We start from the raw sequence: 24042 nt of genomic DNA, 5'->3' as shown, positions 1-24042 counted from the left end.
GAATATGGTCTGTTATTATTTCTGCTGCCGGGGGTGGTTACCGCTCTGATTTCCCGTGATTCGGCGATATTTTCGTCTTTTATTGGTGGTCTGGCTTCTATCCCTGTGTGTTTCTTATTGCGTATGGCTTTTTATCCACGCGTTCGTCCGCTGTTTCAGGAACTGGCGTATGCCACCAGCGCAATATTCTGGTGCGTTTTGGGCGCCATGCTGGTTCAGTTGCTGATGGTTGTTTACCGGCAGTTCAGGCATGACTGAAACCTGAAACCATAAAAAAGGCGCTCAGTGAGCGCCTTTTTGCTGTGTGTATGTCTTTATTTTTCAGTTCAGTTACTGAACAGTGCAAGATGCTCTTTGGCATAGGCTTCGAAATCAGTGCAGCCGCCGATGTGTTTCTGATCGAGGAAAATCTGCGGAACGGTTTCAACCGGTTTACCCACGGTTTTTTCAAGGTCGGCTTTAGTGATGCCTTCCGCGTGGATATCGATGTAGCGGAAGTTGAAATCATCACGCTCTTCAGTCAGTTTTTCAGCCAACTCCTTTGCGCGTACACAATAAGGACAGCCAGGACGTCCGAAAATTACTGCAAACATGGAGACTCCTTTGTTAATGCCAACGAGATAAATGAAAAGGGAATGTTTGTTTTTTGTTATCCACATCACCTTTTTGATGTCGATACTATGCCTGTTGCAGATCATAAAAAAAAGCAGGAATTACCTGTCAGTCCGATACCTTTGACCTATCTGAATGAACCGGCAGTGATTTCTGGTCACCACACATTGTTGCATCAATTCATACTGCAAGCCTTGCAAACCGTGCTCACAGCATGAATGATTGATAAAACCTTTTTCATTTACCGCCCGTTCAGGAATTTTTTAATGACGCCGACCATCGATCTTCTGCGCTCGCACCGCTCCATCCGTGCGTTTACTCATCAGCCGGTCTCGGACGAGCAACGCGAAGCCATTATTGCCGCCGCGCAGGCTGCTTCGACTTCAAGCTTTCTGCAATGTTATTCCATTATCCGCGTTACCGATCCCGCGATGCGTGAGGTTCTGGTGCAGTACACCGGCGGGCAGAAATACGTCGCCAGCGCGGCAGAATTTTGGGTTTTCTGCGCCGATTTCAATCGTAATTTGCAGATCAATCCCGAGGCTGAACTCGGCCTGGCTGAACAGTTACTATTAGGCTGTGTGGATACCGCGCTGATGGCGCAGAATGCCATGATCGCTGCTGAATCCCTGGGGCTTGGCGGCGTGTTTATCGGCGGTATCCGTAACCAGGTGGAAGATGTTGTGAATTTGCTGAAACTGCCAAAATTTGTAATGCCTTTGTTTGGTCTTTGTATCGGAACACCTGCGCAGGATCATCAGGTTAAGCCGCGTATGCCGCAGTCTTTGCTGGTGCATGAAAACAGCTATCACCCGGTAGATAAAGAGCAACTGGCGCAATATGACGAGGCTTTATCGGCGTATTATCTGCAGCGCGACAGCAATGCGCGACGCGATACCTGGAGTGATTTGATTATTCGTACCCTCAAAAAGGAACAGCGTCCGTTTATGCTGGACGCACTGCACAGGCAAGGTTGGGCAACACGCTAAACGGCGACGGAGTGTCGGATGAAAATTGCAATTCTTTCCCGTGACGGGTCGTTGTATTCGTGTAAGCGCCTGAAGGAAGCGGCGCAAGCACGCGGACATGAAATCGACATTATCGATCCGCTGTCCTGCTACATGAATATCAATCCCGCTGCGCCCAGCGTGCATTATCGCGGGCATCAGCTGGATAAATACCATGCTGTTATCCCCAGAATTGGATCGGCGATCACCTTTTATGGCACGGCAGTGCTGCGCCAGTTTGAAATGCTGGGCAGTTTTCCGCTTAATGAATCAGTGGCGATCACCCGGGCGCGCGATAAATTGCGTTCCATGCAGATTCTGGCGCGCGAAGGGATTGATCTGCCAACGACCGGTTTTGCCAATGCACCGGATGACACTGCTGATTTGATTGCGCTGGTCGGTGGTGCGCCGCTGGTGGTGAAGCTGGTTGAAGGTACGCAGGGGATTGGTGTCGTGCTGGCAGAAACCCGGCAGGCGGCGGAAAGTGTCATCGATGCATTTCGCGGTCTGAACGCGCATATTCTGGTTCAGGAATATATTCGTGAAGCAGAAGGGCGCGATATTCGTTGTCTGGTGGTGGGCAAAAAAGTAGTAGGGGCGATTGAGCGTCAGGCTAAGCCGGGTGATTTTCGCTCGAACCTGCATCGCGGCGGAACGGCCACCAATGTCAAAATTACGCCGCAGGAGAAAGATATTGCTGTTAAAGCCGCGCAGACTCTGGGGCTGGACGTGGCCGGTGTTGATATTTTACGCTCAAACCGCGGGCCGCTGGTGATGGAAGTGAATGCCTCGCCGGGGCTGGAAGGGATTGAAGCCACCACCGGTCTGGATATCGCCGGTATGATGATTGACTACATTGAGCAAAGGGCGCGACCGGGATTTCGTCTGAAATCCGGCGGGTAATTCTTATTTCATCGCGTTAATGAGCATCAACCCGGTAATGATCGTAGCGCTAACCGGCAATATTCCGTAAGCTATGACCCCTTCGTAATGCCGTTGACGTTACGAAGGGGTTGTTTTTTTCGTTGTGTTGAACTCGTGAGGCATTTTATGGATTCGCTCATCGTCCCTGATTTAGCGCAGCTACGGCGCTGGCTGGATCAGTTGGGCATCTCTTTTTTCGAGTGTGATTCCTGTCAGGCTCTCCATTTGCCGCATATGCAGAATTTTGACGGCATTTTTGATGCCAAACTCGATATCGTAGATAATGTGATTTTGTTTTCTGCACTGGCTGAAGTCAAACCGACGGCGCTGATCCCGTTGGTTGCCGATCTGAGCTCGATTAATGCCAGTTCACTGACCATTAAAGCATTCGTGGATATTCAGGATGATAATCTGCCAAAACTGATTGTTTGCCAGTCACTGACCATTGCGGTGGGTGTGACGGAAGAACAGTTTGCTTTCTTCCTGCAACAGGCTGAAGAGCAGATGTCGATGATTATTCTCGAAGCGCATGCCAATGATCTGCTGTTCCTTGGTGATGAAGAAGAAGGCACGCCGGTCACTTCCGTGAGTCTGCCTTTGTTGCATTAATTTTCTCTTTCCTGACATTGTTTCCCCTCTGAAGATCCTTTCCTGCGAGCCGTGCTTATTGCGGCTCCGCTGCCTTTATCCGCTTTCGCCATAAGTTATGCTGCATTTGTGTGGTTGTTGCCGGATATTTCACTTTGTTAAAAGGCAAAATGCCAGACGGTATAGACTAAATCTGCATAATTAATCGATAAACGCCGGTTTTGTCTCAGGAGGCTGGTACACAGGGGTTGCAGGCGCTATGCTTCTGACTCTGCATCAAGCGTGATTACGTCGTAAAACCAAACGGTTAATTCGCAGGCAGCGTATGCGCCAACGTTGAATTCCTATGCATATTTCATGGGAGTCGGCTGGCAGTTGTGTGAAGGGTTTTGTATCAGTCTCAATGATACAAATTCAATTTTATATTCCCTGTCTTGGAGGTAGTAACGGATGTTCACCCTGCGTAAAAAGTGGTTATCGGGTGTTGTCGCCGGCCTGGTTATGGCTGCGTCCGTCACAGCGTCTGCGGATGAAAAAACGCTGCATATCTATAACTGGTCCGATTATATCGCGCCAAATACCGTGCCTGATTTCCAGAAGGAAACCGGCATTAAAGTGGTTTACGACGTGTTTGATTCCAACGAAGTGCTGGAAGGCAAACTCATGGCAGGCAGTACCGGTTTCGATCTGGTGGTGCCATCGGCCAGTTTCCTCGAACGTCAGCTGGCTGCCGGCGTGTTCCAGCCTCTGGATAAAAGCAAACTGCCTAATTACAAAAATATGGATCCTGAACTGCTGAAGATGGTGGCGCAGCATGATCCGGGTAATAAATACGCGATCCCTTATCTGTGGGCGACGACCGGTATCGGCTATAACGTCGATAAAGTCAAAGCCGTTCTGGGTAAAGATGCCCCGGTAGACAGCTGGGATTTGGTGCTCAAACCTGAAAACCTTGAAAAACTAAAAAGCTGCGGCGTTTCATTCCTCGATGCGCCGGCGGAAATCTACGCAACCGTCCTGAATTATCTGCATCTGGATCCGAACAGCACCAAAGCATCCGATTACACCGGTGCGGCGAACGATCTGCTGCTGAAACTGCGTCCGAACATCCGTTATTTCCATTCTTCTCAGTACATTAACGACCTGGCCAACGGCGACATTTGTGTGGCAATCGGCTGGGCCGGTGATGTGATGCAGGCGTCTAACCGCGCCAAAGAAGCGAAAAATGGCGTAAACGTGGCGTACAGCATTCCGAAAGAAGGGGCGCTGGCCTTCTTCGATGTATTTGCGATCCCGGCGGATGCTAAAAATCTGGATGAAGCCTATCAGTTCCTGAATTACCTGATGGAACCGAAAGTTATCGCGCAAATCAGTAACACCGTTTACTACGCCAGCGGAAACAAAGCCGCGACGCCACTGGTGAACGCAGATGTGCGTAATAACCCGGGCATTTACCCACCGGCTGATGTTCAGGCGAAACTCTTCACCCTGAAAGTTCAGGATCCGAAGATTGACCGTGTCATCACCCGTTCGTGGACCAAGGTCAAAACCGGCAAATAATACTCTTCATCCTTCAGGCTGCCTCTGTGTTGGCTGCGTGAACGCGCCCCGGTCACTGACTTGAGTCAGCTCCCGGGGACTTCTCACTTGCCGCCTTGATGCAACCAGAATGATTTTGAGTATCGCTAACGCGGCTCCGCTTATTGATGGCGGGGCCGCTGACGTTTTGTTTCCGGCTGTATTTTGGGCATACAGATCAGGCACTTTTCCCCCTGACTGTTATGCTTATTTGAACTGCTTTATTCTGATACCGGAGATTTCTCTGAGTGAACGACGCTATCCCCCGCCCGCAGCCTAAGTCCCAGAAAGGCTTTACGCCTTTGCTGGAAATCCGCAATCTGACCAAATCGTTTGAAGGCCAGGCCGCCGTCGATGATGTCAGTCTGACCATATACAAAGGCGAGATTTTCGCACTGCTCGGCGCGTCCGGTTGTGGGAAATCGACATTGTTACGCATGTTGGCGGGTTTCGAGACGCCCACGCAGGGACAAATCGTGCTTGATGGCATCGATCTTTCCCAGGTTCCGCCCTATCAGCGCCCGATCAATATGATGTTTCAGTCCTACGCGCTGTTCCCGCACATGACCGTGGAACAAAACATTGCGTTCGGCCTGAAGCAGGACAAACTGCCGTCTGCGGAAATCAAAAGCCGTGTGGCGGAAATGCTGACCCTGGTGCATATGCAGGAATACGCCAAACGTAAACCGCACCAGCTTTCCGGCGGCCAGCGTCAGCGCGTGGCGCTGGCCCGCAGTCTGGCTAAACGGCCAAAATTATTGCTGCTTGATGAGCCGATGGGTGCCCTGGATAAAAAGCTGCGTGACCGTATGCAGCTGGAAGTCGTGGATATTCTTGAGCGTGTCGGTGCGACCTGCGTGATGGTGACTCACGATCAGGAAGAAGCGATGACCATGGCGGGGCGGATCGCCATCATGAATCGCGGCAAATTTGTGCAAATCGGCGAGCCGGAAGAAATTTATGAGCACCCGACCAGCAGGTTCAGCGCCGAATTTATCGGCTCAGTGAATGTGTTTGAAGGCGTGCTGAAAGAGCGTCTGGACGATGCACTGCTGCTGACGTCTCCCGGCCTGTTGCATCCGCTGAAAGTCGATCCGGATGTTTCCGTCGTGGACGGCGTGCCGGTGTATGTCGCGCTCCGCCCGGAAAAAATCATGCTGTGTGAAGAAGTCCCGCAGGATGGTTGTAATTTTGCGGTTGGCGAAGTGGTGAACATTGCCTATCTGGGCGACCTGTCGATTTATCACGTCAGGTTGCATAGCGGGCAGATGATCACTGCGCAGTTGCAGAACGGTCACCGTTTCCGCAAAGGTATGCCAACCTGGGGCGACGAAGTGCGCCTGTGCTGGGAAGCCGACAGTTGTGTCGTGCTGACTGTCTGAGGGGGATGAAAATGTCTGTAATCTCCGAAATTCCGGCCAGCAAACCGCCGGGCGGATTTAAAGCTTTCACCGGCCGTCTGCAACAGCGTCATGGCCGCAAGCTGGTGATCCTGCTGCCGCTGATGTGGTTCCTGCTGCTGTTTTTATTGCCGTTCCTGATTGTCTTCAAAATCAGTTTTGCTGAAATGGCGCGTGCCATTCCCCCGTATACCGATCTGGTGACCTGGTCAGACGGCATGCTGGATATTGCTCTTAATATCGCCAATTACATCGGTCTGACGCAGGATCCGCTGTACATCGATGCGTATTTGCAATCATTGCAAGTGGCGGCAGTTTCTACACTGCTGTGTCTGCTGATTGGTTATCCGCTGGCGTGGGCAGTGGCGCACAGCCGCACCTCGACGCGCAATATTCTGTTGTTGCTGGTGATCCTGCCGTCATGGACGTCGTTCCTGATCCGTGTGTATGCCTGGATTGGCATTCTCAAAGATAACGGTGTGCTGAATAACGTGCTGCTCTGGTTGCATGTTATTGACCAGCCGCTGGTGATTTTGCATACCAATCTGGCCGTGTATATCGGCATTGTGTATTCATATCTGCCCTTTATGGTGTTGCCGATTTACACCGCGCTGACCCGTATGGATTACTCGCTGGTAGAGGCGGCGCAGGATCTCGGCGCGCGTCCGATGAAGACGTTCTTCAAAGTGATTATGCCGCTGACCAAAGGCGGAATTATTGCCGGTTCGATGCTGGTCTTCATCCCGGCAGTGGGGGAATACGTAATCCCGGAACTGCTGGGCGGGCCGGACAGTAATATGATCGGCCGTGTTCTGTGGCAGGAATTTTTCAATAACCGTGACTGGCCGGTGGCCTCCGCAGTGGCGGTGGTTATGCTGTTGCTGCTGATCATGCCTATCCTGTGGTTCCAGAAATACCAAAACAAAGAGCTGGGAGAGAAAGAATGAATCAGTTACCGGTTGTTCGTTCGCCGTGGCGAATTCTTATTCTGGTGCTCGGCTTTACGTTTTTGTACGCCCCGATGCTGATGCTGGTTATTTATTCATTCAACAGCTCCAAGCTGGTCACGGTCTGGGCTGGCTGGTCTACCCGCTGGTATACTCAGCTTTTCCATGATTCGGCGATGATCAGTGCCGTCGGCATGAGCCTGTCGATTGCGACCGCTGCCGCCACCATGGCCGTGGTGGTCGGCACACTGGCCGCTGTGGTCATGGTACGTTTCAGGCGATTTCGCGGTTCAACCGGTTTTGCTTTTATGCTGACAGCGCCGCTGGTCATGCCTGATGTCATCACCGGTCTGGCGCTGCTGTTGCTGTTTGTGGCGATGGGGCACACGTTTGGCTGGCCGGCCGAGCGCGGCATGTTCACTATCTGGCTGGCACACGTCACGTTTTGTAGTGCCTATGTTGCGGTCGTGGTCTCGGCGCGTTTACGTGAACTGGACCACTCCATCGAAGAGGCGGCGATGGATTTAGGCGCCGCACCGCTGAAAGTGTTCTTTATTATTACGTTGCCTATGATCCTCCCGGCACTGATTTCGGGTTGGTTGCTGGCATTTACCCTGTCTCTCGACGATCTGGTTATCGCCAGTTTTGTCGCCGGGCCGGGGGCGACCACGTTACCGATGCTGGTATTTGCCAGCGTACGTATGGGCGTCAACCCTGAAATCAACGCATTGGCGACGCTCATCCTGCTGGTGGTCGGCATCATCGGTATGATCGCCTGGTGGTTTATGTCGCGGGCCGAAAAACAAAGACGGCGGGAAATACAGCGCGCAGCGCAGAATTAATCCCCGTCATCTCATTTCCTGGCCGATTTGTCATTTTGTTGCCACCTTGATGCAGCACGAATGATTTAGGGGATAGGATGAGTATTCAAAACAATAAGGAAATCATGAGGAAGTGAAATTCGCATTTATCCCTGTTCCCGTGATGATAGGCGCGTCGGCAATTGTCGCGACGCGCTTACTCGAATTTATTTTACTGTTCGATGCCATGGGCTTTTCAGGGCTGATGAGCTTTATCGAAGTCAGTGCAGAGTCCTGGCTGAACTGTTTCATTATGCTGGCCAGTCTGCTGATTGTATTGATCGAATGTCGTGCCGCCTATGCCATGATGCGCGGCCGCCGCTGGGGACGTTGGGCCTTTATCGGCTGTCAGGTAATCGTGGTAGGTTACATGCTGCTCGCGTCATTTGACGGGTTCAGGCCGCGTATCTTTCGTTTTAACGTCGGAACACAGGGCGAATTTCTCTATGCGCTGCTGATGCAAAAAGTCCCCGATATCGTGGTGTTGCTGGTGTTATATCTGCCTGCCAGCAGCCGCAGATACTTTTCACGCCAAAAATAGCCTCGGGTAGTGAGTCTTTCCGGCTGCGCAGTGATAAACTGCGCGCCAGTTTTTACAGCATCTGATGACCGGAAATTTTCATGCATTGCGCACTTTATACCGCCGGAACCTGCCGTTCCTGCCAGTGGCTCGACAAACCTTATTTACAACAGTTAGCCGACAAACAGCAGGATCTCAGCGATTTGTTGTCAGCGCTGCCGGTGGATGAATGGTGTGAACCAGTGACGGGTGCGGAAAGTGCATTTCGTAATAAAGCCAAAATGGTGGTCAGCGGCAGCGTGGAACGTCCTTTGCTCGGCATGTTGCACCGCGACGGTACACCGGTCGATTTGTGTGATTGCCCGCTGTATCCGGCCAGTTTTTCCGCTGTCTTTCCCCTGCTCAAAACCTTTATTGCCCGCGCCGGGCTGACGCCTTACAACGTCGCACGCAAACGCGGCGAACTGAAATTTCTGTTACTGACTGAGAGCCGGAAAGACGGCGGCATAATGCTGCGCTTTGTGTTGCGCTCAGACAGCAAACTGGCGCAACTGCGCGCAGCGCTGCCGTGGCTGCAACAGCAGTTGCCGCAGCTGAAAGTGATTTCCGCCAATATCCAGCCGGTGCATATGGCGATCCTCGAAGGGGATACCGAAATTGCGCTGACTGATGTGCAGCGGCTGGAAGAAAATTTTAACCATGTGCCGTTGTTTATCCGCCCGCAGAGCTTTTTCCAGACCAACCCTGTGGTGGCAGAAAAGCTTTATGCCACGGCGCGGGAATGGGTGAGGGCGCGTGGGGATATCCGGAGTATGTGGGATTTGTTCTGTGGTGTGGGCGGTTTTGGTTTGCACTGCGCCACACCGCAGATGAAACTGACCGGCATCGAAATCAGCGCGGAAGCGATTGCCTGCGCGAAAGAATCAGCGGCGCGTCTGGGGCTGAAAAACGTGGAGTTTCAGGCGCTCGATTCCACCGGTTTCGCGACCGGCAAAGGTGAGGTGCCGGATCTGGTGCTGGTGAACCCGCCACGTCGTGGCATCGGCAAAGCGTTGTGCGAATATCTGAGCCACATGGCGCCGGAAACCCTGCTTTATTCAAGCTGTAACGCGAAAACGCTGGCGCAGGATCTGACCTTATTGCCGGATTATCGCATCGCGCGCGTTCAGCTTTTCGACATGTTCCCGCATACCGCGCATTATGAAGTGATGGCGCTGCTGGTGCGGCGTTAAGCCCTCAGTCAGTCGCCAGCTGATTCATGATCAGCACAATCTTATCCAGAATTTCACTGAACAGATGCTCGCTGAACGGGGCAAGCATCGGCATCATCAGGCTGATGGCCAGAATGCCGATGCTGAGTGTCAGCGGGAAACCGATGACGAACACGGAAAGCTGCGGCGTTACACGGTTTAACAAACCGAGCGCCATATTAAGCGTCAGCAACAACGTCACAATCGGTAAGGCCAGCATCATCCCGCCGCTGAACACCATGCTGCCCGCTTTGGCGACCGCCATAAACCCTTCTGCATTGACCGGGTTAGGGCTGACGGGCAGGGTATGGAAACTGTCGGCCAGCAAAGAAATCAGCCACAGGTGCGCGTTGAAACTCAGGAAAAGCAACACCGCCAGCAGGTTTAAAAACTGCGCCAGCAATGGGGTATTAAGACGGTTGCTCGGGTCATAAAACGTCGCAAACGAAATCCCCATCTGCAAACCCATAATTTCACCGGCCATGCGGATAGCGGCAAACGCAAGCTGCATGGTTATCCCTAACGCTGTGCCAATCATAATCTGCTGCATCGCCAGCCACAGTGCAGGCGTGGAGAAAATCGGCGTGTCCACCGGTGGCAGGGAAGGCGCAATCAGGAAGGTGATCATCATCCCCAGACCGAGTTTCACCCGCTTCGGTACGGCTTTTTCACTGGTGATCGGCGCGGTGCTGATCAGCGCCAGAATTCGCAGCAATGGCCAGAAATACATGCTCAGCCATCCGGCTAACTGGGTGCTGTCGAAGGAAACCATAGATTAACCGATGATGTAAGGCAGGTTGGTAAACAACGTACGGATGTAATCCAGCAGCAGGTTCAGCATCCACGGCCCGGCGATCACGATAGTCGCCACAACGGCCAGAATTTTAGGAATGAAAGACAGCGTTTGTTCGTTGATCTGTGTCGCCGCCTGCAACAGGCTGACAATCAGTCCGGTCACCAGCGCGGCCAGTAACAAAGGCGCAGCAACGGCTAATGCAACCTTCATTGCTTCATTGCCCAATGCCATTACCGATTCAGGAGTCATGACTCAATTCTCACAAAAGAAGACGGGCAACTCCCTCCCCTGCGAAGGGGAGGGGTGGGGGATGAATAGCAGCTCACAATTTGAAGTTGCCTGTAAAACCCCCTACCGGCCTCCCCCTTCGCAGGGGGAGGAGCAAAAAACGCCCATTAAGTTTGGCGTTTTGAATTAACTGTAAAAACTCTGCGCCAGAGAGCCGAGTAATAATTGCCAGCCATCGACCAGCACGAACAGCATCAGCTTGAAGGGCAGCGAGATGGTGGCCGGTGGCACCATCATCATCCCCAGCGCCATCAGAACGCTGGCGACCACCAGGTCGATAATCATGAAGGGAATGAATACGGTGAAGCCAATCTGGAAAGCAGTTTTCAGTTCGCTGGTCACATAAGCTGGCAGTAAAATACGCATCGGCACGGCTTCAGGCCCTGCCAGTGGCGGGATGTTAGCCAGCCGGGCATACAGCGCAAGGTCACTTTCGCGGGTCTGACGCAGCATAAACTGACGCAGTGGCTGAGCGCCTTTGTCCATTGCTTCCTGCATGGTGATTTTGTTTTCGGTGAACGGCTGATAGGCATCGCTGTAAATTTTGTCGAAGACCGGCGCCATCACGAAGAAGGTCAGAAACAGGCCAAGGCCGAGCAGCACCTGGTTTGGCGGCGCGGAAGGCGTACCCAGCGCATTTCGTAGTAAACCCAGCACGATAATGATGCGGGTAAAACTGGTACACATCAGCAACATCGCAGGTAACAGGGTCAGTGTGGTGATGAACACCAGCGTCTGGATCGGCAGCGACCAGTTTTGTGCCCCGTTAGACATCTGCTGGCTGATGATCCCCGGTAATTGCGCAAAAGCCGTCGGGCTGGCGAGCAGTAACAGTGGCAGACACAGGTGAGTGAGCAGGCGAACAGGGCGCTGACGGGCAGCGGTAAGGGCGGATTTCAAGAAGGTCATGCCTGCTTTCCCGGACGTTTCAATATTTTCTGCATCAGCTGACGGAAATCAGCTGGCGGGTTATGGGGGGTGCCTGAGTCCGGCGTCTGTCCCGCCGGAGGCGCGCTCAGTGTGTGCAGCGGGGTGATGTTTTGCGCCGTCACACCCAGCACCAGCCAGGTATTATCGACTTCCACGATCACCACTTTTTCACTGCGACCGACCTGTACACTGGCGGTCACTTTCAGCAGTTTGTTATTTTTTGACTGCGGCGCAAAACCAGCGCGCTTAACCACCCAGCCAATAAACAGGATCAGCAGCAGGATGCCGCCGAGCACGGTGCTGACTTGCGTCAGCACGGAACCGGCAGGCAGGGCCTGAGGGGAGCTCTGCGTGGTGGCGTGGTTTACCGGGCCGGAAATGTACGGAGAATCCGTCGCGGCATTCTGACTCATCAGCGGCTCAGACGGCGCATGCGTTCTGACGGCGTGATGATGTCCGTAATACGTACGCCATATTTATCGGCGACCACCACCACTTCACCCTGAGCAATCAGATAACCGTTGATGAGGATATCCAGAGGCTCACCGGCCAGACCGTCGAGCGACACGACGGATCCCTGCGAAAGACGCAGCAGTTCTTTGATGGTCATTTTGGTGCGACCTAATTCCACGGTCAGTTTCACCGGAATATCGAGGATCATGTCGATATCTTGCAAACTGCCGGTTCCGTCCTGGGCACCCAGCGCGGCGAAAACACCGTCAGTTGACGCTTTCGCGCCGCCCGCAGACTGTTGTTCGTTAAACGCATCAGCCCATAAATCGTCAACGTTATCCGATCCGGCGTCAGACGGTTTATTGGTGTCACTCATGGGGCTGTTCCTCATCTAGAGAATTTAAAATTGGGTTGATCAAATGTTCAACGCGCAGGGCGTATTGTTCGTTTAAAGTGCCATATTGGCTGGTCAGTACAGGAACGCCGTCAACGTGGGCGATCAGGCGGTCCGGCTTCTCAATCGGCAGGACATCACCCGGTTGCAGTTTCAGGATCTGAGACAGGCGCAGCGGGATTTCAACAAAATTCGCCACCAGCTCCAGCTCAGACTGCTGAACCTGGTTCACCAGGTTTTCACGCCACTGACTTTCTTCATTGCGTGAGTTTTCGACCGGCGGATTGGTCAGAAGCTCACGTAAAGGTTCAATCATGCTGAACGGAATACAGATATTGAAATCACCGCTCAGCGCGCCGATTTCCACATGGAACGGCGTGGTCACCACGATGTCATTGGGAGACGAAGTAATGTTAGTGAATTTGATCTGCAATTCGGCACGCACATATTCCACGCTCAGCTTGTAAACGCCGCTCCAGGCATCTTCGTAGGCATCCAGTGCCAGGGTGAGCATGCGTTTAATCACCCGCTGTTCCGTGTGAGTGAACTCGCGTCCTTCCACTTTGGTCGGAAAACGGCCATCGCCACCGAACAGGTTATCCACGGCAATAAAGACCAGGCTCGGGGCGAACACAAACAGCGCCGTACCGCGCAGAGGTTTCAGATGGATAAGGTTCAGGTTGGTCGGCACCGGTAAATTACGGGCAAACTCGTGGTAGGGCTGGATTTTGATCGCCCCTACGGTGATGTCCGGGCTGCGGCGTAAGAGGTTGAACAAACCCATACGGAAATGACGGGCAAAGCGCTCGTTAATGATTTCCAGAGCCTGCAACCGCTCACGAACAACGCGACGCTGCGTCGTAGGGTCAAAAGGTTTTACACCGTCATCAGACGCGGCAGTCTGTGTGGCGGTCGTGGTGTCGCCTGCACTGTCACTGTCACCATTGAGCAGCGCGTCGATCTCGGCCTGTGAAAGTATGCTGTCGCCCATAATTTGTTTATCGCAGTATGAAAGCAGTGAAAAGCACGTCGCTGATCGCCTGTGGAGGCTGACCTTTGACCAGTGGTGCGTCCAGAACCTGTTTGATGTCCTGAACCAGCTGTTGTTTACCGGCTTCGCTGACTAAATCCGTCGTCTTCTGACGGGAGAGCAGCAGCAGCAACCGGCTGCGAACTTCAGGCAGGTATTCATTAAGCGTAGCCCGATTTCTTTCGTCCGGCAGACGCAGGGTCAGGCCGATATACAGCACACGGTCAGGATCGTTATCCGCTGTTTGCAGGTTAACGGTGAAGGTATCCAGTGCCAGGAAGATCGGTGCCGCAGGGGGTTCTTGCTTTTTCACTTCAGCCGTCTGTGTTCCATTTCCGGATTGTTGTTTGTGCAACATCCACCAGGCGTAACCGGCCGCACCACAGGCTCCGATGGCAATCAGTAACAGCAGAATCATCATTAACGGCCGCTTTTTCTTACGCGATGCCGAGAGAGCAGAGTCAGACATGGATGAGGCGATTTCCTGTAAGTATGAGCAGTCTGGCGTGAGGAGCACCCTACTGCTGAGTCAATTCTAAGAATGATTATCCCGCTTATCCTGTTGTTCAATAGTCAGAATAGGCGGGATAAATAAGGTCAGCTCTGCCGTTTGAATTAAGGGAGAACTGACCGTCGGTAATTATCTGAAACAATTCTGTGGACTTTTACGCAAATTCCTACGCAAAAATGTCCACGCTGTTATTGCCGCTGACCCGTGACGCTATCGATGCCGGAACCGGCAAAGCATCGCTGGCAGAAGTGCTGCTGCCGGAGTTGAACGCCGCCCAGCTGGCCGCGTTACCTTGCTGCGAACCGGACTGACTTTGCTGCTGGGCCTGTTGCCACTGCGAACTGTCGCTGCCCACGCTGCTCTGACCCAGGCTGATACCATTATCTGCCAGCGCCGTTTTAAGTTCCGGCATGGCGGATTCAATTGCCGAGCGCACGCCGCTGTGACCCGACACAAAATGCAGCTGCGCCTGATTATTTTCAATCTTCATGCTGATCTGGATAGAGCCAAGATCCGCAGGATGCAGACGAAGTTCTGCGGTCTGTTGCCCCTGACGGTTGAACATCATCACTTGCTGACCCAGTTGTTGTTGCCATTCCGGCGTACCGAGCTGTGCGTTAAGCAGTGGCGTGGACGGCGCGGTCACGGCGCTGGTGGTGGTCGGCGTGGTGGACACCGGGGCGGAAGAAACGGCAACAGCCGCAGTGCTCAGCTGATTCAGTGCCTGTGTGCTGTTATCAGAAGGGCGGCTGTCATTTTGCTGTAAAGCCGCGGCATTGCCGGCTGCTGCACTCATTGACGCCAGGGCGCTGCTAAAATCAGGGGTGTTGCCGGTGGTTGCTTTACTGCTGGCTGCATGCTGCGCAGAACCCGCTGTGGTAGTGCCGGAGGCTGCAGCTTTCGGATCGGTATCCGTTACGGCGGCCGTTTTGCCCTCACCGGTCAGTAAGGAAGATGCGGTCAGCCCACCCAGCAGCGAATTTTGCTTATCAGTTGCAGGCGTCTCATTGCGGGTAATTTGCGTGGCTACGGCGGTTGCGGTCTGGACCTGCGGGGCAGGTTGTTGCTGAACCGCCAGCTGAGCGAGCAGGGACTGAACCGAAAGATCAGTGCTGGTGTCAGCGCTGTCTTTATCTTTATCGCTCAGGGCAGCATCTTTGACCGACGCGGTGCCCGCACCTTTCAGAGTGCCAGCCGGCAGTATCTGAATGGCGGCAATCATTTTGCTCAGATCACTTTCATCCAGCATCAGGCTGCCATCTTCTTCACCCGACGCCACCGCCTGCGTCAGTGTCGTTTTATCGACGATCGCCCCTTTGGCGGAAATTTGCTGGCCGAGTTTGGCTAACGTGCTGGTGATTTTAGGATCCACTTTTTCGCCGAGCTGAGCTTCAAGCTGGCTGGCAAAATCAGCCGGGCTGGTTGCGCCGGTATCGGGAATTGTACTGATGTCCGTCGCCGCTGATGTGCTGGCAGATGAACTGCCTGTCGCCGCGCTCGCGGTAGTCTTGGCCGTGGTAACGGCTGCAGGCAAAATGTTCAGATTCATGATTGTTTCTTCCTGTGTGCGCTGCGCTGGGCGAACTCATCGTTCTGCTTTTGATCAATCTTGTTTTCCAGAGAACGTTGTTGCTCACTGGCGCGGGTTTGCAACGTCTGGTATGCATTGAGCCGTTGCTGCTTATCCTGCCACTGGTTAACCGCCGCATTCAGCCGCTGATCCCATTGTTGTAACTGTTTACGGTGCTGCTCAATTGCGACTTCCAGCGTTCCGATAAACTGCTGATAGTTTTGCCAGGTATTCGCGGCAATCCCGCCGGTCATGGTGGAGTTGAGTTTTTCCCGGTATTCACGCTGATAATTGAGCAGCATGGTGAGCTGTTCTTTTGCCTGATGATGCGACTGCCGGATTTGGCCCAAATGACTGGTCGCCTGATCCAGCGCTTTTTGCGCCAGCGAGCAAAGTGTGATTAACGGCGATGAGCTTTCCATTTATGCCTCTGCTTATCTAGGTTTAGCCCGGGAGCAACATGTTCAGTTCCAGACAGGCGTCTTCATATGTGCTGCGTTCCATGATGTCCTGCTGCAGAAAGTTTTCCATCTGCGGATACAGCTTGATAGCGCGATCGAGCATCGGATCGCTGCCTGCGGCATAGGCGCCGACGCTGACCAGGTCACGGTTACGCTGATAACTGGATAACAATTGTTTGAAATTACGTACGCGCCCGTACTGCGCGTCATCGATAAGTGAGGTCATCGCACGGCTGATCGACGCTTCAATATCAATGGCCGGATAATGGCCGGATTCCGCTAAACGGCGCGACAACACCACATGGCCGTCAAGAATGGCGCGGGCGGAATCGGCAATCGGATCCTGCTGGTCATCCCCCTCGGTCAGCACGGTATAGAACGCGGTAATCGAGCCGCCGCCGCTGATACCGTTACCCGCACGTTCAACCAGCGCAGGCAGTTTTGCAAATACGGAAGGCGGATAGCCTTTGGTAGCCGGGGGCTCACCTATCGCCAGGGCGATTTCACGCTGCGCCATGGCATAGCGGGTCAGGGAATCCATGATCAGCAATACGTGCTGGCCGCGGTCACGGAAATCTTCAGCGATACGCGTGGCGTAAGCGGCACCCTGCATACGCAAAAGGGGAGACACGTCAGCCGGTGCCGCGATAACCACGGAACGGGCGCGTCCTTCATCGCCCAAAATATTCTCGATAAAATCTTTAACTTCACGGCCACGCTCACCAATCAGCCCGACCACAATGACGTCTGCTTTGGTGTAACGCGCCATCATGCCGAGCAGGACAGATTTACCCACACCGGAACCGGCGAAAAGCCCCATACGCTGGCCGCGACCGACGGTCAGCAGGGCGTTAATGGCACGAACGCCGACATCCAGTACATCCGTTATCGGCGTACGTTGCAGCGGGTTGAACGGTGGCGTGATAAGAGCGGCGCGATAGCCGGTGTCCGGCGGCGGTAAACTATCGAGCGGTTTGGCGCTGCCATCCAGCACGCGGCCGAGCAACTGCGGGCCGAGCGGCAGTTGTTTGCCTGCGGTCTGACCATCGGCGGCAATACGGGCATACACACGCGCACCCGGTAAAATGCCTTCCACTTCTTCCAGCGGCATCAGGAACAGGCTCTGACCGTTGAAACCGACCACTTCACTTTCCACTTCCTGCACGACCGGCCCGTCATGGCGTTCAATCAGACAGGTTGCACCCAGAGGCAGTTGCAATCCGGTGGCTTCCAGCACCAGACCTGTTGCCCGGGTCAGGCGACCATAGCGACGGACTGACGGCGTGCGGGCCATACGTTTTTCCGCGTCATCCAGCGTTTTCAGCAAACGGCTCAGGCGGGCGGTCATCAGAGATCTCCCGGCGCAGCGAGACGGCACAGCTCATGCCAGCGGGTGGCCAGCGAAGCGTCCATGTCGCCATCTTCGGCACTGACTTTACACCCCCCGCTGTGGATCTGGCTGTCGGCCAGCAGTCGCCAGCCGTTCATACTGAGGCTGGCACCAAGTTGTAATTCCACACGTTCGAAGTCTGCCGGGTTAACGCGCAGTTGCGGTTTGCCCTTGAACATCGGTTCCTGCTGGATCAATTGCTGAATCTGATTAAGCAGGGCAGAACCGTCACATATGGGTGCCTGACCAATAATCTGTTTGGCGGCAGTCAGCGCCATCTGCATCAGACGGGAAGCAATAACACTGTCGAGTGCATCCAGCGTTTGCTGGAAGTCAGAAACCATGTGCTGCCAGTGCTCAGTCAGCACCGCCTGCTGTTGCTGACCTTCCTGTAACGCCTGTTGCAGTCCGGCTTCCTGACCTTGCTGGAAACCCGCGGCGTAACCTTGTTTCTGTCCGGCATCAAGGCCCTGCTGGAAACCCTGCTGTTCAGCGCGACGCTGAAGATTCAGCAATTCGTTCTGGTCTACCTGAACTTTGGGTTGTCCGTTGTCTTGTTCTTCTTCGCCATCGGCCAGTAAAGGCTCATCGGGCGTGGTAAAGACCGGCATTCTGAGATCGCCCGGCTTCCACCGTTGCCAGGGCAGGGCGTTGATACGCTCTGCATGACGTTCTTCTGCAGTTTTCGTTTCCGTTGCCGGCTTTTCAGATTCCGGAGAATCAGTATGAGGAGAATCAGACATAAGAATCCTCGCCGCCGCCAACCATCATTTCGCCGGACTCTGCCAGGCGGCGAACCGTCTGCAGAATCGCTTTTTGTTCGTTCTCGACCAGAGACATACGCATCGGTCCACGGTTTGCCAGGTCGTCGCGCAGGATATCTGCTGCACGTTGCGACATGTTGCGCAGGAATTTGTCGCGCAATGGCTGTTCCGCCCCTTTCAGTGCCACCAGTAACGATTCGCCTTCGACTTCCTGCAACAGGCGCTGAATACTGCGGTCGTCCACATCCACGAGGTTTTCGAACAGGAACATCTCGTCGATAATTTTCTGCGCCAGCTCGCCGTCGTAACCACGAACGGCTTCGATAACCGCTTCTTCCTGCTGAGTTTTCATCAGGTTGATAATTTCTGCCGCAGTACGAACACCACCCATCTTCGAACGTTTGAGGTTCTGACCATCAAGCAGGTTGTTCAGTACTTCCGTCAGTTCAGCCAGCGCCGCTGGCTGGACGCCGCCGAAGGTCGCGATACGCAGCATCACGTCGTTGCGCAGACGTTCGTCGAACAGCGCCAGAATATCGGCAGCCTGGCCACGTTTGAGGTGCACAAGGATGGTGGCGATAATCTGCGGATGTTCGTCGCGGATAAGGTCGGCCGCCATCAGCGGTTCCATGAAGTTCAGTGTTTCCATGCCGCTGGTGGTTTCGCGCGACTCCAGAATGTCTTCCAGCAGACTCGAGGCGCGCTCTTCGCCCAGCGCTTTGGTCAGCACCGAACGCAGGTATTCGCTGGTATTGACACTCAGTGCGGCGTACTGCTCGGATTCGTCTTCGAACTCATTCAGCACTTCTGCCAGCTGTTTGTTAGAAATCTGATGAATATTCGCCATCGCGCCGCTGATTTGCTGCACTTCGCGAGGGGAGAGGTGTTTGAATACCTCCACCGCGCGGTCTTCACCCAGCGTGATCATCAAAACGGCGCTTTTTTCGGTTCCGGTCATAGTCATGGTTGTTCGGTACTCATCCATTGGCGGATAACCAGGGCGACGATACGTGGATCTTTATCGGCCAGCTCCTGAACACGTTGGGTCTGTACTTCGACACTGACACGCTGTTGTGAACGTTTACGTTTCTCCAGCTCGTCATTGCTGAGTTTGACCGGTTTGCTGCCTTCAGGCTGCGGCATAGAGGCTGCGAGTGCAGCGGCAGCGGCGGCTTCTTTGTCTGCCTGCTGTTTGCGCAACATCGGACGAACCATCTTGCGCCACAGCAGCCAGGCCACAATCAGCACCAGTAACCAGCGACCTGCATTGAGTAACTGATCAAAGAACGCCTGTTGTTTCCAGAACGGCAGATCACCGGAATCATCGGTTGTCTGATTGAACGGCGTATTCACCACGTTCAGCGTATCGCCACGTTCCTGGGAGAAGCCCATCGCTTCGCGGACCAGATCATCAATTTTCTTCAACTGGTCGTCGGTCAGCGGCTTCGCTTTGCCATCCGGCCCGACCTGATAGTTAACCACTACCGCCGCAGACAGACGCTGAACGGCACCGGCACTGTGCTGGGTATGTGTGATGGTGCGGTCGACTTCATAGTTGGTCGTTTCATCACGACGACGGTTAGACGGCACGTTGGCATTGGCACTTGCCGCTGCATTCTGTGCCGTGCTGCCGGTCTGATTCTGCGTACCATTGGCATTGTTCGCCGCCGGTGGGTTAGTCACCGGGGCTGTGGCTGACGGAGCTGGCTGGTTGCTCAATGCGCCTGGCACGCCGCCCACAGAGGTACCGCCAATCTGATCGCTGGTGCTTAACTGGCGTGAACGCACCGCCGCTTTATCCGGAGAACCATTTGGCTGATAATTTTCATCTGTCTGCTCACGGCTGGCGTAATCAATCTGCGCGGTGATTTGCGCATGCACGTTACCGTTGCCGACCACAGGTTGCAGAATGGATTCAATACGACGTTGCAGACGGCCTTCCACTTCATTGGCGTATTTCAGCTGAGAAGCGTTCAGGTCACGACCGTTGTTATCAGACTGTGTCAGCAGATGGCCGCTCTGATCCACCACGGTAACGTTTGCAGGCGGTAAGCCGGAGACACTGCTCGATACCATATAAACGATGGCGTTGATCTGACCATCATCCAGCGCACGACCCGGTTGTAAATTCAGGGTCACAGAAGCTGAAGGATTTTTTTGTTCGCGGACAAACAACGATGGCTTAGGAATAGCCAAATGGACACGGGCGCTGCTGACCGGGCCCAGCGTTTCGATTGTGCGTGAGAGTTCACCTTCCAGTGCGCGCTGATAGTTGATCTGCTCGCTGAACTGGCTGATGCCGAATTTTTCCTGATCCATTAATTCAAAACCGACCGCGCCGCCTTTAGGTAAACCGGCCGCAGCCAGTTTCAGACGCGTTTCATAGACCTTGTCAGCCGGGATCAGCAACGCACCGCCGTTGTCAGAAAACTGATAAGGAATATTCATTTGGGTCAGCTGAGTGACGATGGCACCGCCATCCTGATCACCGAGATTGCTGAAGAGCACCTTATAAGTAGGCTGTTTGGCCCACAGCATCATGACAACAACAATAGCCACGGCAGCGGCAGCTGCGATGGCGATAGGAACTTTTGGGTTGGCGCGCAGGCGATTAAGCAACGCAGTAAAACCGCTTGGAGGGGTTTCTGCGCCGGCTATTGCGGAACTCATACAAGATCCCTATTTAGCTGTTGAATGGTGATGTTCATGTTGTCTCTTAACAAAACAGACTCCCAAGTGCGCAATCGTTAAAGCGTGACATTTTTCAGCCCTCCGTACAGGCAGGCCTATTTTCTAGGTGAGCCATTATTTGCCGCTTAGTGCAAAGTTAATGGCCCGATAAGCCGTGGTTTTTAGGTTCAATTACCGCGTTTAGGAAAAAACTGATGTGATAGGGTGTCATTCCATGAAAGAAGCCATTTGTTCATCGACAGCCCGATAAACGGAGAAAACATGTCAATTCAAGGCATTGAGAGTGTTTTACAGCAGATGCAGGCCACGGCAATCCAGGCCGGTGCCGCACCAAAGACGGATACCGCATCAGAAGCCGGTTTTGCCAGCGAATTAAAAGCGGCATTAGGTAAAATCAGCGAGACCCAGAACAATGCAAAACTGGAATCTGAAAAGCTGGAGATGGGCGTTCCCGGCGTCAGCCTGAACGACGTGATGGTCGACCTGCAGAAATCCTCGATTTCTTTACAACTGGGTGTCCAGGTGAGAAATAAGCTGGTGGCGGCGTATCAGGACGTGATGAACATGTCGGTGTAATTGAATAAGGCCGATTACAGAAAAAATGTTGCGGATGTCACAAAATTGTCCTTTGCATGTGCAGAATTATTTGCCAGAATCGCCAAAAAAATCGCTTCACCTGCATAAAGCATCTGCACAAAATGATAATCCGTCCCCCCCGCCACTGGTTCTGGCGTTTATTCGCCTGGCATGGCTCTGTTCTGCCCAGCATTCTGTTCCGTCTGAGCCTCAACTTACTGATGTCTCTTGCCGCCATTCTGATCCTTCCCTGGTACGAGACCCTGGGTGTGAAACTGACGCTCGCGCCTTTCAGTCTGCTCGGCGTCTCTATCGCGATTTTCCTCGGCTTTCGTAACAGTGTCGCGTATTCACGCTACATTGAGGCTCGGCAATTATGGGGCGGCCTGCTGATTGCCTGCCGGACGTTGCAAAGTCAGGTCATGGCGGTGTGTCCGCAAGAGGCGCAGCGCGTGACCACGTTATTATTGGCTTTCTGTTACAGCCTCAAACATCAGTTGCGTCACAGCGATCCTCATGCGGATCTCGGGCGACTGATGGGGGAAGATGCGGAAGATATTCTATCGCGCCGTGCGCCGACCAATATGATTCAGCTGCGCTTGTCACAATGGCTGGCTGAGCAACGCCGCAGCGGTGATCTGTCGGATATTGTCTACACCCATATGGATTCCACGCTCCTGCAGCTTTCCCAGGTGGTCGGTGGATGTGAACGTATTGTCAGCATGCCGATCCCGTTTGCTTATGGCCTGTTGCTGCACCGGACGGTATATCTGTTCTGTAGTTTGTTGCCGTTTGCGCTGGTGGTGGATCTGCACTACATGACATTGCTGGTGTCAGGCTTTATTTCCTATAGTTTTCTGTCACTTGATACACTGGCGGAAGAACTGGAAATGCCTTTTGGTCTTGCCAATAACCATCTGCCGCTGGATGCCATGTGTACCAACATTGAGATTAACTTGCTTGAAATGAACAACCAGTCGCAGTTGCCGGACACGCCGGTGCCGGATTTACGCTTCCGTCTGACATAGATGTGACCGGCGACACGAATTGAGTGATTTCTGTGCGCTGTAGTGGCAATAATCTGAATATTCACGAGACTGTCATAATATCGAAACAAAAGTGAAATAAGCTGCGGGGGCTAACACAATCTTTTCCGTTCCGATATCACGAGGTTGTTATGTCAGTTATTCAGGCCAAATCATTGCACGAAGCTGAAGATCTGCTTAATTCCGGCATGGTGAAAAAAGTCGAGCTGGCTTTTAATATCAACAGTGATGAGTTTTTCAAACTTGCACTGGAGTGCGGTGACCGTGGTGCGAAAATCACCAAGGGTAAAAATTTTTTCATCATCACACTTAAAAAATGGGTTATTCCGCCTAACAATCAGGCAGCAACAAAAAGCAACGCTCTGATGTAAACGCTTTTTGCACCTCCATAACCCTGTCAGCGGACAGCGTTATGGAGGTATATATTATTATCGCTGCCGTTTTCCCCCGTGTTATCTCACCGGTTTCATCATATAAACACTCAGTGGATCCGGGCACAGAGCATAGTCACCAAACGCCTCTGTCCGGCAATACCCCAGTTTTTCATACAATGTGATGGCTTTTTCCTGAAACACACCCGTTTCAAGGAACAGTTCATAGTGCCCCAACATTTTCAGTTTCTTTTCGATTGCTGCAATCAGTAATGAGGCAATACCCTGACCGCGAAACAGCGGGTTCACATACACCCGCTTCATTTCTGCGAGACCGTGTTTTGTGATAAACAGACAGGCGCAACCAGCCCAGTCATCATCAACTCTCGCCATAAAACACGTGATTTCACCGTCATCAAGCTCAGTGATGTTAATTCCCTGAAATGATTCCGGCGGGTAGAGCGGGTATTGATAAGCATCAAGCTCAGCAATCAGTCGTGTCAGATGCGGATGTGCCGCATCGGTTTCAAAAATCTGGGCACTCACACGCGGGCTCTCGATATAACAAAATGGATTCATATTCTTAACTTAAATTACCCCGAAAACAAGGCTCTGGCAGGGAGAACTGTGGCGGGAAAAGCCTGGATATGTAAGAAGAGTGTAAAACTTAATTATATTGCTGAGTCGTCTGTCAGAGTTATCTGATTTTAAGTGTCTCTGCTTCATTTTATACATGATCTCTATTTCTTTTATGCAACATTCATCCAAAGTGATTAATGTATAAAATGAAATAACCTGCTGTGATTAATACTGTGCGTATGATCTCGCCGGGGGAAAGGACGTATATTATAAGAGGTTGATAGAAAGGATAAAATTATGGCTGTCTATCCTGTTGGCGTTTATGTCACGCTTACTTTTACACCAGGTTTGTTTGAAGTTATCACTGTTCTGGATGAGGTTAAACCCGTGCAATACCAGGTCATTAACGTGGAAACGGGTAATGTGATCAGGGTGAATGAACACTTTATTCGCGGTATCGTGAAACCTTAGTGATCAGTAGCTTAAATGACAATCCACTCATGAGG

30 protein-coding genes are annotated in these 24042 nt (G+C 53.0%); 15 read left to right on the top strand and 15 right to left on the bottom strand.

Going from position 1 to position 24042, the window contains the following annotated elements:
- A partial coding sequence (ybjM, locus tag J1785_RS17140; RefSeq protein ID WP_217219975.1) for an inner membrane protein YbjM occupies positions 1–258 on the top strand: 258 nt, incomplete at its 5' end.
- A 68-nt stretch (positions 259–326) separates the two neighbouring features.
- Here the strand turns inward: ybjM and J1785_RS17135 are convergent.
- Complete coding sequence (locus J1785_RS17135; RefSeq protein WP_013575818.1) at positions 327–593, bottom strand: GrxA family glutaredoxin; 267 nt, start codon at positions 591–593, stop codon at positions 327–329.
- Between the two features lie 42 nt (positions 594–635).
- On the opposite strand from J1785_RS17135, the gene J1785_RS17130 reads away from it, so the two are divergent.
- From J1785_RS17130 to rlmC, 10 genes are all read left to right on the top strand, one after another.
- Complete coding sequence (locus J1785_RS17130; protein ID WP_129990371.1) at positions 636–830, top strand: hypothetical protein; 195 nt, start codon at positions 636–638, stop codon at positions 828–830.
- Between the two features lie 48 nt (positions 831–878).
- Positions 879–1601, top strand: coding sequence for an oxygen-insensitive NADPH nitroreductase (nfsA, locus tag J1785_RS17125; protein WP_129951514.1), 723 nt, complete (start codon positions 879–881; stop codon positions 1599–1601).
- Between the two features lie 18 nt (positions 1602–1619).
- Positions 1620–2522: a 30S ribosomal protein S6--L-glutamate ligase gene (rimK, locus tag J1785_RS17120; protein WP_129951513.1), complete on the top strand. Its 903-nt coding sequence runs from the start codon at positions 1620–1622 to the stop codon at positions 2520–2522.
- A gap of 147 nt (positions 2523–2669) precedes the next feature.
- Positions 2670–3152, top strand: a complete 483-nt coding sequence (locus tag J1785_RS17115; RefSeq protein WP_129951512.1) for a YbjN domain-containing protein — start codon at positions 2670–2672, stop codon at positions 3150–3152.
- A gap of 429 nt (positions 3153–3581) precedes the next feature.
- A complete protein-coding gene (potF, locus tag J1785_RS17110) occupies positions 3582–4691 on the top strand; it encodes a spermidine/putrescine ABC transporter substrate-binding protein PotF (RefSeq protein ID WP_129951511.1) in 1110 nt (369 codons plus the stop codon).
- A gap of 266 nt (positions 4692–4957) precedes the next feature.
- A complete protein-coding gene (gene potG, locus J1785_RS17105) occupies positions 4958–6091 on the top strand; it encodes a putrescine ABC transporter ATP-binding subunit PotG (protein ID WP_129951510.1) in 1134 nt (377 codons plus the stop codon).
- Positions 6092–6102: 11 nt separating this feature from the next.
- Positions 6103–7056: a putrescine ABC transporter permease PotH gene (gene potH / locus J1785_RS17100; RefSeq protein WP_129951509.1), complete on the top strand. Its 954-nt coding sequence runs from the start codon at positions 6103–6105 to the stop codon at positions 7054–7056.
- Positions 7053–7898 (top strand): putrescine ABC transporter permease PotI, encoded by an 846-nt coding sequence (gene potI / locus J1785_RS17095; protein WP_129951508.1) that lies wholly within the window; start codon positions 7053–7055, stop codon positions 7896–7898. The genes potH and potI overlap by 4 nt, the downstream gene beginning before the upstream one ends.
- Positions 7899–8010: 112 nt before the next feature.
- Complete coding sequence (locus tag J1785_RS17090) at positions 8011–8457, top strand: YbjO family protein (RefSeq protein WP_129951507.1); 447 nt, start codon at positions 8011–8013, stop codon at positions 8455–8457.
- 80 nt (positions 8458–8537) lie between these two features.
- A complete protein-coding gene (gene rlmC / locus J1785_RS17085) occupies positions 8538–9668 on the top strand; it encodes a 23S rRNA (uracil(747)-C(5))-methyltransferase RlmC (protein WP_217219973.1) in 1131 nt (376 codons plus the stop codon).
- A 4-nt stretch (positions 9669–9672) separates the two neighbouring features.
- Here rlmC and fliR read toward each other — a convergent pair whose 3' ends face one another.
- The 13 genes from fliR to fliF all read right to left on the bottom strand — a co-directional run bounded on the left by fliR (position 9673) and on the right by fliF (position 20943).
- On the bottom strand, positions 9673–10458 hold the full coding sequence (gene fliR / locus J1785_RS17080; RefSeq protein ID WP_129951505.1) for a flagellar biosynthetic protein FliR: 786 nt from the start codon (positions 10456–10458) through the stop codon (positions 9673–9675).
- A gap of 3 nt (positions 10459–10461) precedes the next feature.
- Positions 10462–10731 carry a flagellar biosynthesis protein FliQ gene (gene fliQ, locus J1785_RS17075; RefSeq protein WP_015697566.1) on the bottom strand — a complete coding sequence of 90 codons (270 nt, stop codon included), beginning with the start codon at positions 10729–10731 and terminating at the stop codon, positions 10462–10464.
- 165 nt (positions 10732–10896) lie between these two features.
- Complete coding sequence (gene fliP / locus J1785_RS17070; protein WP_129951504.1) at positions 10897–11679, bottom strand: flagellar type III secretion system pore protein FliP; 783 nt, start codon at positions 11677–11679, stop codon at positions 10897–10899.
- On the bottom strand, positions 11676–12113 hold the full coding sequence (gene fliO, locus J1785_RS17065) for a flagellar biosynthetic protein FliO (protein ID WP_129951503.1): 438 nt from the start codon (positions 12111–12113) through the stop codon (positions 11676–11678). The genes fliP and fliO overlap by 4 nt, the downstream gene beginning before the upstream one ends.
- Positions 12113–12529, bottom strand: a complete 417-nt coding sequence (gene fliN, locus J1785_RS17060) for a flagellar motor switch protein FliN (RefSeq protein WP_013575804.1) — start codon at positions 12527–12529, stop codon at positions 12113–12115. The genes fliO and fliN overlap by 1 nt, the downstream gene beginning before the upstream one ends.
- Positions 12522–13538 (bottom strand): flagellar motor switch protein FliM, encoded by a 1017-nt coding sequence (gene fliM / locus J1785_RS17055; RefSeq protein WP_129951502.1) that lies wholly within the window; start codon positions 13536–13538, stop codon positions 12522–12524. The genes fliN and fliM overlap by 8 nt, the downstream gene beginning before the upstream one ends.
- A gap of 7 nt (positions 13539–13545) precedes the next feature.
- Positions 13546–14046 carry a flagellar basal body-associated protein FliL gene (gene fliL / locus J1785_RS17050; RefSeq protein ID WP_129951501.1) on the bottom strand — a complete coding sequence of 167 codons (501 nt, stop codon included), beginning with the start codon at positions 14044–14046 and terminating at the stop codon, positions 13546–13548.
- Positions 14047–14254: 208 nt separating this feature from the next.
- Positions 14255–15637 (bottom strand): flagellar hook-length control protein FliK, encoded by a 1383-nt coding sequence (locus J1785_RS17045; protein WP_217219969.1) that lies wholly within the window; start codon positions 15635–15637, stop codon positions 14255–14257.
- A complete protein-coding gene (fliJ, locus tag J1785_RS17040) occupies positions 15634–16080 on the bottom strand; it encodes a flagellar export protein FliJ (RefSeq protein WP_129951499.1) in 447 nt (148 codons plus the stop codon). Before fliJ ends, J1785_RS17045 begins: the two co-directional genes overlap by 4 nt.
- A gap of 22 nt (positions 16081–16102) precedes the next feature.
- On the bottom strand, positions 16103–17467 hold the full coding sequence (fliI, locus tag J1785_RS17035; protein WP_047610946.1) for a flagellar protein export ATPase FliI: 1365 nt from the start codon (positions 17465–17467) through the stop codon (positions 16103–16105).
- Positions 17467–18252 (bottom strand): flagellar assembly protein FliH, encoded by a 786-nt coding sequence (gene fliH / locus J1785_RS17030; RefSeq protein ID WP_238483259.1) that lies wholly within the window; start codon positions 18250–18252, stop codon positions 17467–17469. Before fliH ends, fliI begins: the two co-directional genes overlap by 1 nt.
- Entirely contained in the window at positions 18245–19237 is a 993-nt protein-coding gene (gene fliG / locus J1785_RS17025; protein WP_217219967.1) for a flagellar motor switch protein FliG, read from the bottom strand. The genes fliH and fliG overlap by 8 nt, the downstream gene beginning before the upstream one ends.
- Positions 19234–20943 carry a flagellar basal-body MS-ring/collar protein FliF gene (gene fliF, locus J1785_RS17020; protein ID WP_129951497.1) on the bottom strand — a complete coding sequence of 570 codons (1710 nt, stop codon included), beginning with the start codon at positions 20941–20943 and terminating at the stop codon, positions 19234–19236. Before fliF ends, fliG begins: the two co-directional genes overlap by 4 nt.
- Before the next feature lie 282 nt (positions 20944–21225).
- On the opposite strand from fliF, the gene fliE reads away from it, so the two are divergent.
- The 3 genes from fliE to J1785_RS17005 all read left to right on the top strand — a co-directional run bounded on the left by fliE (position 21226) and on the right by J1785_RS17005 (position 22957).
- Positions 21226–21540, top strand: a complete 315-nt coding sequence (gene fliE / locus J1785_RS17015; RefSeq protein WP_013575795.1) for a flagellar hook-basal body complex protein FliE — start codon at positions 21226–21228, stop codon at positions 21538–21540.
- Positions 21541–21662: 122 nt separating this feature from the next.
- A complete protein-coding gene (locus J1785_RS17010) occupies positions 21663–22568 on the top strand; it encodes a bestrophin family protein (RefSeq protein ID WP_129951496.1) in 906 nt (301 codons plus the stop codon).
- Positions 22569–22717: 149 nt separating this feature from the next.
- Entirely contained in the window at positions 22718–22957 is a 240-nt protein-coding gene (locus tag J1785_RS17005) for a hypothetical protein (protein WP_129951495.1), read from the top strand.
- Positions 22958–23038: 81 nt separating this feature from the next.
- Here J1785_RS17005 and J1785_RS17000 read toward each other — a convergent pair whose 3' ends face one another.
- Positions 23039–23503, bottom strand: coding sequence for a GNAT family N-acetyltransferase (locus J1785_RS17000; protein WP_129951494.1), 465 nt, complete (start codon positions 23501–23503; stop codon positions 23039–23041).
- 330 nt (positions 23504–23833) lie between these two features.
- Between J1785_RS17000 and J1785_RS16995 the strand changes: the two genes are divergently transcribed.
- Positions 23834–24007: a hypothetical protein gene (locus tag J1785_RS16995; protein ID WP_165383685.1), complete on the top strand. Its 174-nt coding sequence runs from the start codon at positions 23834–23836 to the stop codon at positions 24005–24007.
- Positions 24008–24042: the final 35 nt, after the last annotated feature.

The sequence above is a fragment of the Rahnella perminowiae genome, from assembly GCF_019049755.1.
Classification (GTDB): Bacteria; Pseudomonadota; Gammaproteobacteria; order Enterobacterales; family Enterobacteriaceae; genus Rahnella; species Rahnella perminowiae.
Note: the sequence above shows the minus strand (reverse complement) of the source record. Positions and strands in the feature narration are given on the sequence as shown.